This is a genomic window from Blautia sp. OM06-15AC, assembly GCF_003481425.1.
Taxonomy (GTDB): Bacteria; Bacillota; Clostridia; order Lachnospirales; family Lachnospiraceae; genus Fusicatenibacter; species Fusicatenibacter saccharivorans.
The window spans coordinates 72,505-86,134 of the sequence record NZ_QULD01000009.1 but is presented as its reverse complement, the minus strand read 5'-3'; the positions used below and the strand labels follow the sequence as shown (position 1 = coordinate 86,134).

General features: G+C 49.0%; 11 protein-coding genes and 2 tRNA genes. 11 read left to right on the top strand and 2 right to left on the bottom strand.

Translation table 11 applies throughout. The annotated features are described in order from the left end of the window. Positions 1-22 precede the first annotated feature (22 nt). From DXB83_RS12130 to DXB83_RS12080, 11 genes are all read left to right on the top strand, one after another. Positions 23-460 carry a LytTR family DNA-binding domain-containing protein gene (locus DXB83_RS12130; protein ID WP_118594520.1) on the top strand — a complete coding sequence of 146 codons (438 nt, stop codon included), beginning with the start codon at positions 23-25 and terminating at the stop codon, positions 458-460. Positions 461-473: 13 nt separating this feature from the next. Further along, positions 474-917, top strand: a complete 444-nt coding sequence (locus DXB83_RS12125; RefSeq protein ID WP_117805343.1) for a DUF3021 family protein — start codon at positions 474-476, stop codon at positions 915-917. Between the two features lie 177 nt (positions 918-1,094). Next, positions 1,095-1,167, top strand: a tRNA-Val gene (locus DXB83_RS12120). A gap of 20 nt (positions 1,168-1,187) precedes the next feature. Next, positions 1,188-1,261, top strand: a tRNA-Met gene (locus DXB83_RS12115). A 114-nt stretch (positions 1,262-1,375) separates the two neighbouring features. Next, the gene (locus tag DXB83_RS12110; protein WP_055228284.1) at positions 1,376-2,509 is read left to right on the top strand and encodes an exonuclease SbcCD subunit D; all 1,134 of its coding nucleotides are present in this window, start codon (positions 1,376-1,378) and stop codon (positions 2,507-2,509) included. Continuing rightward, positions 2,506-6,447, top strand: a complete 3,942-nt coding sequence (locus tag DXB83_RS12105) for an SbcC/MukB-like Walker B domain-containing protein (protein WP_117805344.1) — start codon at positions 2,506-2,508, stop codon at positions 6,445-6,447. Before DXB83_RS12110 ends, DXB83_RS12105 begins: the two co-directional genes overlap by 4 nt. Before the next feature lie 145 nt (positions 6,448-6,592). Further along, positions 6,593-7,618, top strand: a complete 1,026-nt coding sequence (gene queA, locus DXB83_RS12100; protein WP_117805345.1) for a tRNA preQ1(34) S-adenosylmethionine ribosyltransferase-isomerase QueA — start codon at positions 6,593-6,595, stop codon at positions 7,616-7,618. 228 nt (positions 7,619-7,846) lie between these two features. After that, entirely contained in the window at positions 7,847-8,521 is a 675-nt protein-coding gene (locus DXB83_RS12095) for a phosphatase PAP2 family protein (RefSeq protein WP_022461411.1), read from the top strand. After that, positions 8,511-9,572 (top strand): lysylphosphatidylglycerol synthase transmembrane domain-containing protein, encoded by a 1,062-nt coding sequence (locus DXB83_RS12090; RefSeq protein WP_117805346.1) that lies wholly within the window; start codon positions 8,511-8,513, stop codon positions 9,570-9,572. The genes DXB83_RS12095 and DXB83_RS12090 overlap by 11 nt, the downstream gene beginning before the upstream one ends. Next, a complete protein-coding gene (locus tag DXB83_RS12085) occupies positions 9,556-10,191 on the top strand; it encodes a CDP-alcohol phosphatidyltransferase family protein (protein WP_022461413.1) in 636 nt (211 codons plus the stop codon). The genes DXB83_RS12090 and DXB83_RS12085 overlap by 17 nt, the downstream gene beginning before the upstream one ends. Further along, a complete protein-coding gene (locus DXB83_RS12080) occupies positions 10,188-11,099 on the top strand; it encodes a phosphatidylserine decarboxylase (RefSeq protein WP_227094094.1) in 912 nt (303 codons plus the stop codon). Before DXB83_RS12085 ends, DXB83_RS12080 begins: the two co-directional genes overlap by 4 nt. A 61-nt stretch (positions 11,100-11,160) precedes the next feature. On the opposite strand, the gene aroA is transcribed toward DXB83_RS12080, so the two are convergent. Both aroA and DXB83_RS12070 read right to left on the bottom strand, forming a co-directional pair. Next, complete coding sequence (aroA, locus tag DXB83_RS12075) at positions 11,161-12,444, bottom strand: 3-phosphoshikimate 1-carboxyvinyltransferase (protein ID WP_117761565.1); 1,284 nt, start codon at positions 12,442-12,444, stop codon at positions 11,161-11,163. Positions 12,445-12,478: 34 nt separating this feature from the next. Then, a complete protein-coding gene (locus tag DXB83_RS12070; protein ID WP_117761564.1) occupies positions 12,479-13,591 on the bottom strand; it encodes a prephenate dehydrogenase in 1,113 nt (370 codons plus the stop codon). Positions 13,592-13,630 lie beyond the last annotated feature (39 nt).

Genomic DNA, 13,630 nt, shown 5'->3' with positions numbered 1-13,630 from the left:
GAAAAGAAAAGAGGGAACCAATGTGAAGATAACGATCATCAATCCATCTCCGGACGAAGAGGAAGAAATCATCATCAAATGCCGTGTGCTGACGGAGGACATCAACCATCTGATCTGCAAACTGAAAAACGGGGATCGAAAAATTACGGGATACGATGCAAAAGGAATTACTCTTCTGGCACTTCCGGATATTTTCTATTTTGAGGCAACGGACAATAAGGTCTTTGCCTATGGACAAAAGAATGTTTATGAAGTTAAAGAAAAACTGTATCAGTTAGAAGAACAGCTGGTGTCTTTTCCATTTATGCGGGCCTCCAAATCCATGATTCTAAATCTGGACAAAATCCGGCATTTGTCGCCTGCTTTTGGCGGCAGATTTGAAGCGTTACTCGAAAATGAGGAAAAAGTGATTATTTCCCGGCAGTATGTGCCGGTTCTGAAAGAACGACTGGGATTGTAGGGAGGCGAAAACAATGATGAATAAAATAAAAATTCTTGCAAATATTTTTTCGAAAATTACCGTGTGCGTTCTGCTTGCGTCCGCGATCTATATTACTGTGATGTGCGGTCTGGATGCCCAGATCAGTGTCATGATTCTCTGGCAGATTCTTCTGGTTTCCGCTGTATGCTCCATCCCGATTCTGATGTACCCGGATGAGGAAGGAAAAGAAGTATCCAAACAGGGCATGATTGCACGGCAGATCATCTATTTTATCTATGCCAATTGTGCTGTCCTGGGACTTGGCAGAGCATTCGGATGGTTTTACTTCAGCAAAGCTAAAATGGTCGTGCTGATGGAGGTTTTGATTATTGGAGTTTATGTTACGGTGAATCTGATCGTATATGTAAATGACCATATGGTGGCGGAAAGCATGAACCAGAAACTGAAAGAGATGAGAAAGCGGAAAGATGCATAGAAAAAATAACTTTGGACAGTTAAAGACAGCGTATGCCGGAAGGACATGAAATCGCTGGTATTGTAGAAACAAAAGAAAAAATTTGAAAAATTTCAAAAAATATCGTTGACAAACAGAACAAAGCGTGCTAATATACATATTGTCAGCAGGACGTAAGAACTGCTAGAAAACAGATATGGGGTCTTAGCTCAGCTGGGAGAGCATCTGCCTTACAAGCAGAGGGTCACAGGTTCGAGCCCTGTAGGCCCCATACTTCTAAAAATATAGTATGGCGAGATAGCTCAGTTGGCTAGAGCACGCGGTTCATACCCGCGGTGTCGAGGGTTCGAATCCCCCTCTCGCTACGAAAGAGAGAGCTCCTGCGAAAGCAGGGGCTTTTGTTGTTTTACGTTCGGAGGGGGCTGCCAGTGGCGGGCCCTGCAGATTACAATACCATGGAAAATGACAGGGAGGCGCTTATGAAATTATTCCACTTATCCGATCTCCACATCGGAAAGCGAGTCAATGAATTTTCGATGATCGAGGATCAGAAGTACATTTTGTCGCAGATTCTGCATGCTGCAAAAAGAGAGAGACCAGATGGCGTACTGCTTTCCGGAGATATTTACGACAGTACGATTCCAAGTGCAGAAGCGGTTCAGGTTTTTGATGCGTTTCTGACAGAGCTTTCCACCAATCGGATTCCCACTTTTATCATCAGTGGAAACCATGATTCCGCCGAGCGTCTGGCATTTGGATCCAGCCTGATGGGAAAAAGCGGGATCTATTTTTCAAAGGTATACAATGGAACGATAGAGAAAATTCCGCTGCAGGATGCGTATGGCACGGTGTGGATTCATCTGCTTCCGTTTTTACGGCCTGCGGTGGTGCGTCATGCCCTGCCGGAGCGTGCGGAAGAAGTAATGTGTACAGCGGATGCAGTTCGGATTGCACTGGAACAGGATCTGGTTGATGAACAGGATCGAAATGTGATTCTGGCCCACCAGTTCGTAACCGGGGCAAAACGATGTGATGCAGAAGAACTGCAGGTTGGCGACTTGGATCAGATTCCGGCAGAATTGTTTGAAAAGTTTGATTATGCTGCACTGGGGCACATCCACAGCCCACAGAAGGTGGAAAGAGATACGGTTCGCTATTGCGGTTCGCCGCTGAAATATTCTTTTTCGGAAGCAGGACAGGAAAAAACGATTACGGTGATCGAATTAAAAGAAAAAGGAACGGTGGAGCTTAGAACAATTCCATTAAAGCCCTTGCACGATCTCAGGAAAATCCGGGGGACGTATCTGGAAGTCACGGCAAAAACATTTTATGAGAACAGCGACTGCGAGGATTACCTTCTGGTGACGTTGACGGATGAAGAAGATGTGCCGGATGGAATGGCAAAACTCCGAACGATCTATCCGAACCTGATGCGCCTGGAGTACGATAACAAAAGAACCCGGTCTGCTGCAGACATTGGCACGGCGGAACGAGTGGAGGAAAAATCAGAACTGGAACTGTTCCGGGAATTTTATGAATTACAGAATAATCAGAGCATGACCGCACAGCAGAAAGCGCTGGTGGAAGAATTGTTACGGGGGATGAAGGCATGAAACCAAAGAAATTAGTCATCAGTGCATTCGGACCGTATGCGGACCGGATGGAACTTGATTTTGACCGGCTTGGCGGCGGTCTGTATCTGATTACGGGGGACACCGGCGCGGGAAAAACAACGATTTTTGATGCCATCACGTTTGCGCTTTACGGGGAAGCGAGCGGTGAAATCCGGAAAGGCGAAATGTTCCGCAGTAAGTATGCAAAACCGGAGGTGCGTACCTTCGTAGAGCTTACGTTTACGTATCAGGGAAAGGACTATACGGTAAAGAGAAACCCGGAATATCTGCGCCCGAAGGACCGCGGACAGGGCATGACGATGGAGAAAGCGAATGCAGAACTGATTTTTCCGGATGAGCGGCAGCCGGTTACGAAAACTTCGGAAGTGACAAAGAAAGTGACAGAACTTCTCGGGCTGGATCAGCGTCAGTTCCGACAGATTGCGATGATTGCGCAGGGAGATTTCCAGAAGCTTCTGCTGACAGGAACAGCGGATCGGAGTGAAATTTTCCGGAAAATGTTTCACACAGAGATTTATCAGGAGCTGCAGAAGCGTCTGCGGGAAGCAGCAAAGGAGCGCTGGAAAATATACGATGAAAAGAAACGCAGCATCAGCCAGTATCTGGAAAATGTTGTCTGCCCGGAAGAGGCAGAATGGAAAACAGAGTTTGACCGGCTGAAGAAAAATAAATTCGACGGCCAGGTTATGCGCGGTATGGAACTGCTTGCACGCTGCATCGAATGGGACGATGAGAAATTAAAGGCGCTGCAAGACGAGCAGAGTACGCTAAATGAAGAGATCGAAAAGAAAAACCAGCTTTTGGGAAAAATAAAAGAGCGACAGACGAGACAAAAAGAGAAAGAGCAGAAAGAAAAAGAATGGGAGACTCTGCTTCCGAAGGAAGAAGAAAAGAAAAAGAGAAGTGAGCAGGCAGAGAAAGAGGCAGAGATTTGTAAGCAGTTGGAAGAGCGGATTCGGGAAGAAAAAGTGTGTCTGGAACTGCTGCGAAAAGTGCAGCAGGAGCAAAGTGCCATGACACAGCTGCAAAAGGAACTGCAGGCAGCAACAGAAGCAAAAGAACAGCTTCAGACAGAGCAGGAGCGTGCAAAAAAAGTCCTGGAACAGAAGAAAGCACGGGAAGAACGTCTCTCTGATGCGGAGGTGAAACTTGCACGGACGGAACAAAAAGAAGCGTATGCCGCAGAGCAGATACAGCAGATGGAAGCATACTGCGAGACAATTGCAGGCGCAGTCAAAGAGGAAACGGCAAACAAAGAAGAGGAAAGCGTTCTTTGTAAAAAAATAAAAGAAACAGAGGAGACAGCGGCCAGGGCAGCCGAAGAGGCAGAAAGGCTGGCCGGGCAGGATCAGGTCTGCGAAAAACTGCTGGATGAAAAGAAAAATCTGGAACAGAAAATCCACACTTTAGAAGAAACGAAAAAACAGCTGGAGAGAACGACGGCTGAAAGGACGCAGATTGCCGCGCAGGTGACACAACTGCGAAAGGAAGAAGAGAACTTACAGGCGGATATCGCGACAACGGCAGAACATCTGGCCGAAAGAGACGGAGCCGCGCTGCTGCAGGAAAAATACCACCAGAAGCTGGAAACGCTGGAAAATCTGCTGGAAAGCTGGGAGCAGGGACGCAAAGAACTGGAAGAAAAGCAAGGTGCATACCAGCGTGAAATCAAAAAGAGAGATGCTTTACGGGAAACATATCAGGCGATGGAATCTTTATTTCTGGATGCACAGGCGGGAATTCTGGCAGAAAAACTGACAGAGGGAGAACCATGCCCGGTCTGCGGCGCTATTCATCATCCGCAGCCTGCCAGACGAGCAGAACATACGCCAGATAAAGAAACGCTGGATCACAAGAAAGAAGAACTTCGGATGCAGGAGGAAGCAGCTGCGGGACAAAGCGAGGCTGCGGGCAGCTGCCGCAGACAGGTAAAGGAAAAACGTGCACAGCTAACGGAATGGCTGTTAAGAGAACTGCCCGAGAGTCAGAAAGAACACGAACAGAAGCGACTTTCACAGATGCCGGATGTTTTATTTCAACAGGAAGCGGTCGAGAAGGCAGAGCAGCTTCGGAAGGAAGAAGAAACACAGAAAGTACGTCAGATGGAATATGCGGAACTGGAAAAAAGACAGACAGAACGGCAGAAAAGACTGGAAAGCATAAAAAAGACCATTGCAGCGGAACAGACACAGCTTGGCCGGGCAGAAGGAACCAAAAGAGCACTGGAAGAACAGTTGGAAAAAGAAATTGCGGAGGCGCAAAAAACGACTGCTTTTATGGAGAAAAAGAATCCTGCGCAAAGAAAGGGTCCGGGGGAGAGCGAGGACAGAAAATCCCTGGCTGATCAGATTGCCCAGGTGATTTCCTTCCGGAAAAACAGACAGAAACAGTGTGAGGGAGAGATTGCTGCCACGCGGGCAAAGGTGAGCCGCCGTGCAGAATGTATCGCACGGCAGAAAAAAGCGGAAGCTGAGCGGAAAGAGGATCATGAGCGGCTGCAGAAGGTGCGGAGCCGTCTTGAAGTACTGCAAAGCGATCGGAAGAGATGGAAGGAACAAGAAGAGAAACTGCTGGAAAATCTGGAAGAGCAGAGAGCGATCTGGGCAGAACAGGATCAGCAGAAAACAGGAGCGAAATCCGAAGGCAAGCCTAGAGAAGGGAAGGAGCAGCTGAAGGATCTGGTAAGTGCAGAAACGGTGAAAAAACAGATAAATGAATTTACGGGATCGGAAATCGCAGAAAAACTTGCAGATGCAGAAAGAGAACTGTGGATTCGGTCTGTATGGGAACAGCACTGGCTGAAACAAAAGCGAAAAGAACTGACAGAACAGAAGCAATGTATTCTTGCAGAACAGGAGGAACTGAAAAAGATCCGACAGGAAATCCAGGAGGAAACACAGAAAACGGAGCAAAGAGAACAGGAAATTCGCAAAAAAGAGCTGCGGGAAACGGAACAAAAGGCTGAAAGAAAAGCACTGCTGGAAAGGATCCGGGAAAAAGAGGCGCAGCTTGCGGGAAAAGAAGAAACAGAACTTCTGGAACATATTGCAGCCTGGGAAGCACAGAAAGAACGGCTGGAAGAAGCACAGAAAACAGCAAAAGAGGAACTGGATGCCATACAGAAAAAACTGATGGAAGTACAGGCGGCGCTTACGGCGATTCAGGCGTTAGAAACAGCGGATTCACAGGAACAGCCGCTCCCGTCAGAAATAGAATTACAGGAAGATTTAAGGGGACTTTCCGAACAGAAACAGGTTCTGGATCAGCGTTATAACGAGCAGTATCACGCGGCAAATACGAATCAGAACACATATGATGCCATTCGGAATCAGCAAAGTCAGATGCAGACCGTGGAAGAAGAGTACAAATGGGTCAATGCGCTTGCGGATACCGCATGTGGAAATGTGAGCGGAAAGCAAAAGATTGAACTGGAAACGTATGTGCAGATGGCGTATTTTGACCGGATTCTGCGAAAAGCCAATGTGCGTTTCCTGACGATGAGCCAGGGACAGTATGAGCTGAAACGGCAGGAAGACGGCACGAATAAGAAAGAAAAAGCCGGATTGGAACTGAATGTGATTGACCATTATAACGGAACGGAGCGGAGTGTCCGCACGCTCTCCGGCGGCGAATCGTTTCAGGCATCGCTTTCGCTGGCACTTGGCCTGTCAGATGAAATTCAGTCGTATGCAGGAGGAATCCGGTTAGATTCCATGTTTGTGGACGAAGGTTTTGGTTCTCTCGATGAAGAGTCCCTGAATCAGGCGGTGAAAGCACTGGAAGGTCTGGCGGATGGAAACTGTCTGGTCGGAATTATTTCTCATGTGCCCAAGTTAAAAGAGCGGATTGAGAAAAAAATCATTGTGACGAAAAATCGAAGCCGGGATGGTGTAGGAAGCCGGGCAGTGATCGAGTAGACCACACAGGAGATGATTGGGATTCGAGAGAATTCCTTGTCAGAAAGTACGGAAAATGCTATAATGGATCCGTTGGGCAAAAAAAGTTGAATGAACAGAGCAAATCCGGCGAATCATGCCGGCTGCCATAGAATGGAGGAAACAAATGAGAACATCAGATTTTTATTATGATCTGCCAAAAGAACTGATTGCACAGGATCCGCTGGAAGACCGCAGCGCTTCCCGCCTGATGCATCTGGATAAAACGACAGGTGAATATAAGCATGGTCATTTCCGTGATATTCTGCAGTATCTGAAACCAGGCGACTGTCTGGTCATCAATGATACGAAGGTAATTCCGGCGCGTCTTTATGGTTCCAAAGTCGGAACGGATGCGGCAATTGAGATTCTTCTTTTAAAGAGAAAAGAAAACGACATCTGGGAAACGCTGGTAAAACCGGGCAAAAAATGCAAGGTCGGAACCGTAATCTCATTTGGAGACGGAATTCTGACAGGCGAAGTAGTCGATATCGTGGATGAAGGAAACCGCCTGATCAAGTTTCACTATGAAGGCATTTTTGAAGAAATTCTGGATCAGCTTGGTGAAATGCCGCTGCCGCCATATATCACACATAAACTGCAGGACAAGAACCGTTATCAGACGGTATACGCAAAACACGAAGGCTCCGCAGCAGCTCCGACCGCCGGACTGCATTTTACGAAAGAGCTTTTGCAGCAGGTGCAGGATGCCGGTGTGAAAATTGCACACGTTACCCTGCATGTCGGCCTTGGCACCTTCCGTCCGGTGAAAGTGGAGGATGTCACCCAGCATCACATGCACTCTGAGTTCTATGTGGTAGAAGAAGATCAGGCAAAACTGATCAACGATACGAAAGCAGCAGGCGGCCGTGTGATCGCAGTCGGAACAACGAGCTGCCGTACTCTGGAGTCGGCAACCGGCGAGGACGGCATTTTAAAAGCCGGAAGCGGCTGGACCGAGATCTTTATCTATCCGGGTTACTGCTTCAAGATGATCGACGGACTGATCACCAATTTCCATCTGCCGGAGTCCACACTGGTGATGCTGGTATCGGCACTGGCTGGAAAAGAGCATATTATGGCAGCTTATGAAGAGGCTGTAAGAGAAAAATACCGCTTTTTCTCCTTCGGCGATGCCATGATGATTGAATAAAAAATTCGTTTATGACAAAAATACGATGCTGAAAGAAAACGACCATATAGGAACACCCGCGAAGCCCTATATGGTCGCTTTTTGTCCAGCGAATCTTCTAAATCTTTCTTTTTCCCTGCCGAAAAACAGAAGATTTTATTAAGGTTTCTGAAAACGAGCGGAACTGGGTTGTGTCAGGGAATGTTTTTGCGTATACTGATACGTGTTTGAGACAAGGGAGGACGGATTTTGAAGAGAGACGAGAGAAGAAAGTTTCCATACTATGGTATCCTGCCGCTAATTCTGACGCTGACAGCGAATTTTATCGCTTATTTTGGAACGCGGCCGTTTACCAGTTCGTGGAAACATTACAATATAGAAACGGTGCTGGACCAGCAGATCCCGGTGATCCCGTGGACGATCGTGATTTATTTTGGCTGTTATCTGGTCTGGATTGTAAATTATCTGATTGCCGCAAGCAGAGAGAAAGAATTTGTCTGGCGGTTCTTTGCAGCAGATGTTCTGGCGCGGCTTGTCTGTATGGCATTTTATCTGCTGCTGCCGACAACGAACGTAAGGCCGTCGATCCCGGAACAGGGATTCTGGAATCAGATGCTTGCCTTGCTCTACCAGATGGATGCGGCGGACAATTTGTTCCCATCGATTCACTGCCTGAACAGCTGGTTCTGCTATATCGCAGTCCGTGGAAGACGGGAGATTCCGCGCTGGTATCAGCGGTTCTCTTTCTGGGCGGCACTTGCCGTGTTTGTCTCTACGCTGACAACAAAGCAGCATGTGATTGCAGATGTGATTGGCGGAGCGCTTCTGGCAGAAGTGACGTGGCAGATCGCGGGACGCACGCATCTTGGTGCATGGTATGGCATGATATTGGAACGAAGGAGGTGGAAACGCCGTGCAGAGTAAGAAAAAAATGATCGTGAATACCGTTTTTCTCGTTGTGATTTTTGCGTTGACGATATACGGTGTTTTCCACGGCGAAGACCTTGGCGCAATGATGGAAGCAATGCGGCGGGCAGATGTGCGGTGGCTGTTGCCGGGACTGTTCTGTGTCGTGTTTTTTATCTGGGGAGAATCGATCATCATCTGGTACATGATGCATTCCTTCCAGATTCCGGTGAAGAAGCGGACATGTTTTCTGTTTTCTTCCGTCGGATTCTTTTTCAGCTGTATCACACCGTCCGCAAGCGGCGGCCAGCCGATGCAGCTCTACTATATGAAAAAGGAGAAAATATCTCTTCCGGTATCAACGGTGATTCTGATGATCGTCACGATCACCTACAAAGCGGTGCTGGTCGTGGTGGGACTTGGGCTTGTTCTGTTCGGACAGGGCTTCCTGCACCGGTATCTGACGGAAATCCTTCCGGTTTTCTATCTGGGAATCGGTCTGAATGTCTTCTGTGTCACAGCCATGCTTATTCTGGTTTTTCATCCGGCGCTTGCGCGGACAATTCTGGTTTTGGGACTGAAAATCGTGGAAAAACTGCATTTGATGAAACGAAAAGAAAGCCGCCTGAAAAAACTGGAAGCTTCCATGGAAGTCTACCAGAATACGGCAGCGTATCTTGGCACCCACAAAATGGTGCTGGTCAATGTCCTTGCGATTACCTTTGCACAGAGGTTTGCTTTATTTGCAGCAACATGGTTTGTATACCGCGCTTTTCATTTATCAGGCATTTCCTTTATTGCCATTGTGCTGCTGCAGGCGGTCATTTCCGTATCGGTTGACATGCTGCCGCTTCCGGGAGGAATGGGAATCAGCGAGACACTGTTCCTGAAAATTTTCCCGCCGGTCTTTGGAAGCACGCTGCTTCTTCCGGCAATGGTGCTTTCCAGAGGGCTCGGCTACTACGGGGAACTGCTGGTGAGTGCAGTCTTTACCATCGTCGCACAGCTTACGATCGGGAATACGAAAAGAGAAAAAAGAGGGGGAACTACATATGATAGGGTTCTATGATTATACCGTAATATTAACATATATCAGCTTTGCATCGTCCATCAGCGGCATTTTTCTTGCAACGCGGGGACACTTTAACTGGGCGATTTTTTGTCTTGCTTTTTCCGGACTGTGCGATATGTTCGATGGAAAAATTGCTCGGACGAAGAAAAACAGGACAGAAGATGAAAAGCGGTTCGGCATTCAGATCGATTCGCTCTGCGATGTGGTCTGTTTCGGTGTCTTTCCGATCGTGCTCTGCTATGAGCTTGGCATGACACATTTTTACAGCATTCCGATTCTTATTTTCTACGGTCTTGCGGGCGTGATCCGTCTGGGATATTTTAACGTAATGGAAGAGAAGCGTCAGAATGAAACTTCGGAGAACCGGAAATATTACCAGGGACTGCCGATTACCTCGATGTCAGTGGCTCTGCCGCTGCTGTTCGTCTTTGCGCCGCTCTGCCGCGGATACTTTCTAATCTGGCTGCATCTGCTGGTGCTGGCGGTCGGTGTTCTATTTATCACGGATTTCCGCTTCCGCAAGCCGACGAATAAAGAGCTTGCTGTGCTGGTAGCGGTCGTTGGAGTGGCTGTGCTCCGCGGACTTCTGATCTGGAAGGGAGGAAGAACGATTTGAGACTCTGCGCTTATCCTTACCGAAAACAGGGGAAAAATCATCCAAAGCTTGATCTGATCCGCGAGGAAAATGATATGCAGGACCGTTTTCTACACATGATGTACAGCCATGCCGCCGGAAGAGCCGCGATGCAGCCGCTGGTTCAGCCATTTGTATCTCGTGCGGCAGGCTGCTTTCTGGACAGCCGCTTATCGGTGCCGCTGGTTGCACCGTTTGTAAAGAAAAATCATATTTCACTGAAGGAATGTACCGCAAAGCAGTTTATCTCGTTCAATGATTTCTTTGTGCGGAAGTTGAAAATGGATGCACGTCCGTTTTCCAATGCGCCGCAGGATTTTATCAGCCCGTGTGATGCGCGGCTTACGGTTTATCCGATTCATGAGAACGGGAAGTTTGAGATCAAGAACACAGAATATACGCTGGAACAGCTTCTGCGCGACCGGAAGCTGGCAAAACGGTATGAGGGCGGAACGTTATTTCTGTTCCGGCTTTCCGTGGACGATTATCACCGGTATCTCTTTGTAGATGACGGCATCTGCTCGACGGAACGGCGGATTGAGGGCGTGCTCCACACGGTCAATCCGGCGGCGAATGATTTTTGCCCGATCTATAAAGAAAATACGAGAACCTACACGCTGCTGCAGTCCGCAAATTTCGGCACACTGCTGCAGATGGAGGTCGGCGCGATGATGGTCGGAAAGATTGTCAATGAAAATGCCGGAGCGGCGAGACGTGTACAGCGCGGCGAAGAGAAAGGCTATTTTGCCTTCGGTGGTTCGACAGTGATCGTTCTGGCACAGAAGGGAAGCGCAGTGCCGGAAAAACGGATCTGGAATTATTCGCGGCTTGGAATCGAAACGCGGGTACGGCAGGGAGAAACGGTTGGAACGGCCGGAAGAACAGGGTAAAAGCAAAAAAATGGATTGTGAGGAAATGATCTTCACAATCCATTTTTTGTTTAAACGTTTTTTATGCCTGCAGCCGTGCCAGATCCTGGTAGAATGTCGGATACGAGATATCCACACAGCCGGCGCGCAGGATTTCCGTCGGTGTCTCTGCGGCAAGCGAAGCGATTGCAAACGACATCGCAATGCGGTGGTCGAGGCGGCTGTCGATTTGGGCGCCGTGGAATGGTTTTCCGCCCTCAATGATCATGCCGTCGTCCGTGCCTTCCAAGGAAACACCCATCGCGGTGAGTTCGTTTACCATGATATCAAGACGGTTCGATTCTTTGACTTTCAGCTCCTCCGCATTCCGGATCACGGTTGTACCGTTCGCTGTGGCGGCAAGAACCGCGATGATCGGGATTTCATCGATCAGGGTCGGGATCAGTTCGCCCTCGATGACGGTGCCGGAAAGAGACGGCGTATAGCGCACGAGAAGGTCTGCAACTGGTTCTCCGCCGGAGTTCTGCTCATTCAGAAGTGTGATGTCAGCACCCATGGCGCGGCAGACGCGGAGTATACCGTCGCGGGTCGGGTTGATGCCGACATTTTTCAGGAGCACCTCAGAGCCTGGAACTATCAGCGCGGCGGCGATGAAGTAGGCGGCGGAGGAAATATCTCCCGGCACACGGACGAGATTTCCATGGAGATCCGGGTCCGGCAGAACCGATGCGGTCAGCCCTTCGGAGGCAACGTCGGCGCCGAAGAATTTCAGCATCAGCTCCGTATGGTTTCTGGAAAGAGCCGGTTCGGTAACGCTTGTTTTTCCGTCAGCATACAGTCCGGCAAGCAGGACACACGATTTGACCTGTGCGGATGCGACCGGCGAAAGATAGGAGATGGCGTGGAGCGGATGGCCGTTGATCGCAAGCGGCGCACAGCCGTTTTCCAGAATACTGCGGATGGAAGCGCCCATCTGGGTCAGCGGATTGATGATGCGTCCCATCGGCCGTTTCTGAATGGAGGTGTCACCGGTCAGTGTACTGGAAAAGTTCTGGCCGGAAAGAATGCCGGAGATCAGGCGTGTCGTTGTTCCGCTGTTTCCGCAGTCGAGAACGGCGGACGGAGCCGAAAGCCCGTGCAGGCCTTTTCCATGAACGAGGATGCGCTCCGGCGTGTTCTCGATCTCAATGCCCATACTGCGGAAGCAGGAGATGGTGGAGAGACAGTCGGCACCCTGTAAAAAGTTTGTGACTTCTGTGGTTCCCTCTGAAATGGCACCGAACATGACGGCGCGGTGGGAAATGGATTTATCGCCCGGCACGGAGATTTCTCCGCGCAGAGGACGTACTGCTTTCTGGAACTGCATAACGTAACTTCCTCCTGTCAAGATATACGCGCTTTTAATTGCGGATATGAATGGTATAGCCATGGTCTTTTAAGACCTTCCGGGCAAGAATGCCTGCCTGCTCTTCATAAAATTCAATGCGGAGAGCACCCTCTTCGAACTCGCGGTTATGCGTAATGCCGATATTTTTAATACTGATCTGGTTGATGGCAAGAATTGTTGTAACGGCTGCGATTCCGCCGGCTTCATCGAGCAGGTCGCAGTAAACGACGTATTCTTTCTTTGTCGGTCCATAGGAAGAATCTTCCATGGAATTCCGGTATTCGCGGGAATTTTCAAACATATTGTAGAGCTCGTGCCCCTTTTTGTTATCGACCAGATACTTTGCCTGGACGAGAAGGCGGATATAGGAATCCAGCACATTCGAGAGCTGCTTCTGGTTTGAGAGACAGATCTGCTGCCATACCTCCGGGGAGGAGGAAGCGATGCGGGTGATGTCCTTGAAGCCGCCTGCAGCAACGGTTTTCATCTGCTCTTCCGGTGTGTCCAGGGATGCGAGTGCATTGACCAGGGTAGCGGCAACGATATGCGGCAGATGACTGACACCTGCGGTGATGTAGTCGTGCTCTTCGTATGTTAAAACCATCGGGATCGCCTTTAAGGACTGGACAAGATCAACGAAAGCGGAAACTGTCGCGATCTCAACATCTGGTCCGGGTGTAATCATATAGTAAGCATTTTCCAGCAGGTAATCGGTGGCGCTGGAATATCCCGTCTTTTCGGAGCCTGCCATCGGATGGCCGCCGATAAACTGGTGCGTCATGCCGAGGGTCTCAACCGCCTGATGGATTTCTCCTTTTACACTTCCGACGTCTGTGATGATACAGCCCGGTTTTGCGATGCCTTTTACGAACGGAAGATAGGAGATGTTGGTGCTGACAGGAGCACATAAGAAGATATAGTCACAGTCGGCAAAGCGGTCGTCCCGTTCTTCCAGCGCGATATCAATCACGCCTTCCTGAATTGCCTCTTCGATCGTCGCTTTGGTGCGGCAGTAGGCCATCAGTTTATACTCCGGGTGAACCTTTCTGAGGGTTTTTGCAATGGAGCCGCCGATGAGGCCAAGGCCGATAAAGCCGATACAGATTTTTTCGGATGTATCACACATAATTCAAGTAGTCCTTTCTGACAATTTTCGTAGGTAAAT

Bases quoted from the DNA above. Each gene is read 5' to 3' on its own strand.
- DXB83_RS12070 (WP_117761564.1), bottom strand. From the start codon at position 13,591: ATGTGTGATACATCCGAAAAAATCTGTATCGGCTTTATCGGCCTTGGC.
- DXB83_RS12085 (WP_022461413.1), top strand. From the start codon at position 9,556: ATGATAGGGTTCTATGATTATACCGTAATATTAACATATATCAGCTTT.
- DXB83_RS12110 (WP_055228284.1), top strand. From the start codon at position 1,376: ATGAAATTATTCCACTTATCCGATCTCCACATCGGAAAGCGAGTCAAT.
- DXB83_RS12105 (WP_117805344.1), top strand. From the start codon at position 2,506: ATGAAACCAAAGAAATTAGTCATCAGTGCATTCGGACCGTATGCGGAC.
- queA (WP_117805345.1), top strand. From the start codon at position 6,593: ATGAGAACATCAGATTTTTATTATGATCTGCCAAAAGAACTGATTGCA.
- DXB83_RS12125 (WP_117805343.1), top strand. From the start codon at position 474: ATGATGAATAAAATAAAAATTCTTGCAAATATTTTTTCGAAAATTACC.
- aroA (WP_117761565.1), bottom strand. From the start codon at position 12,444: ATGCAGTTCCAGAAAGCAGTACGTCCTCTGCGCGGAGAAATCTCCGTG.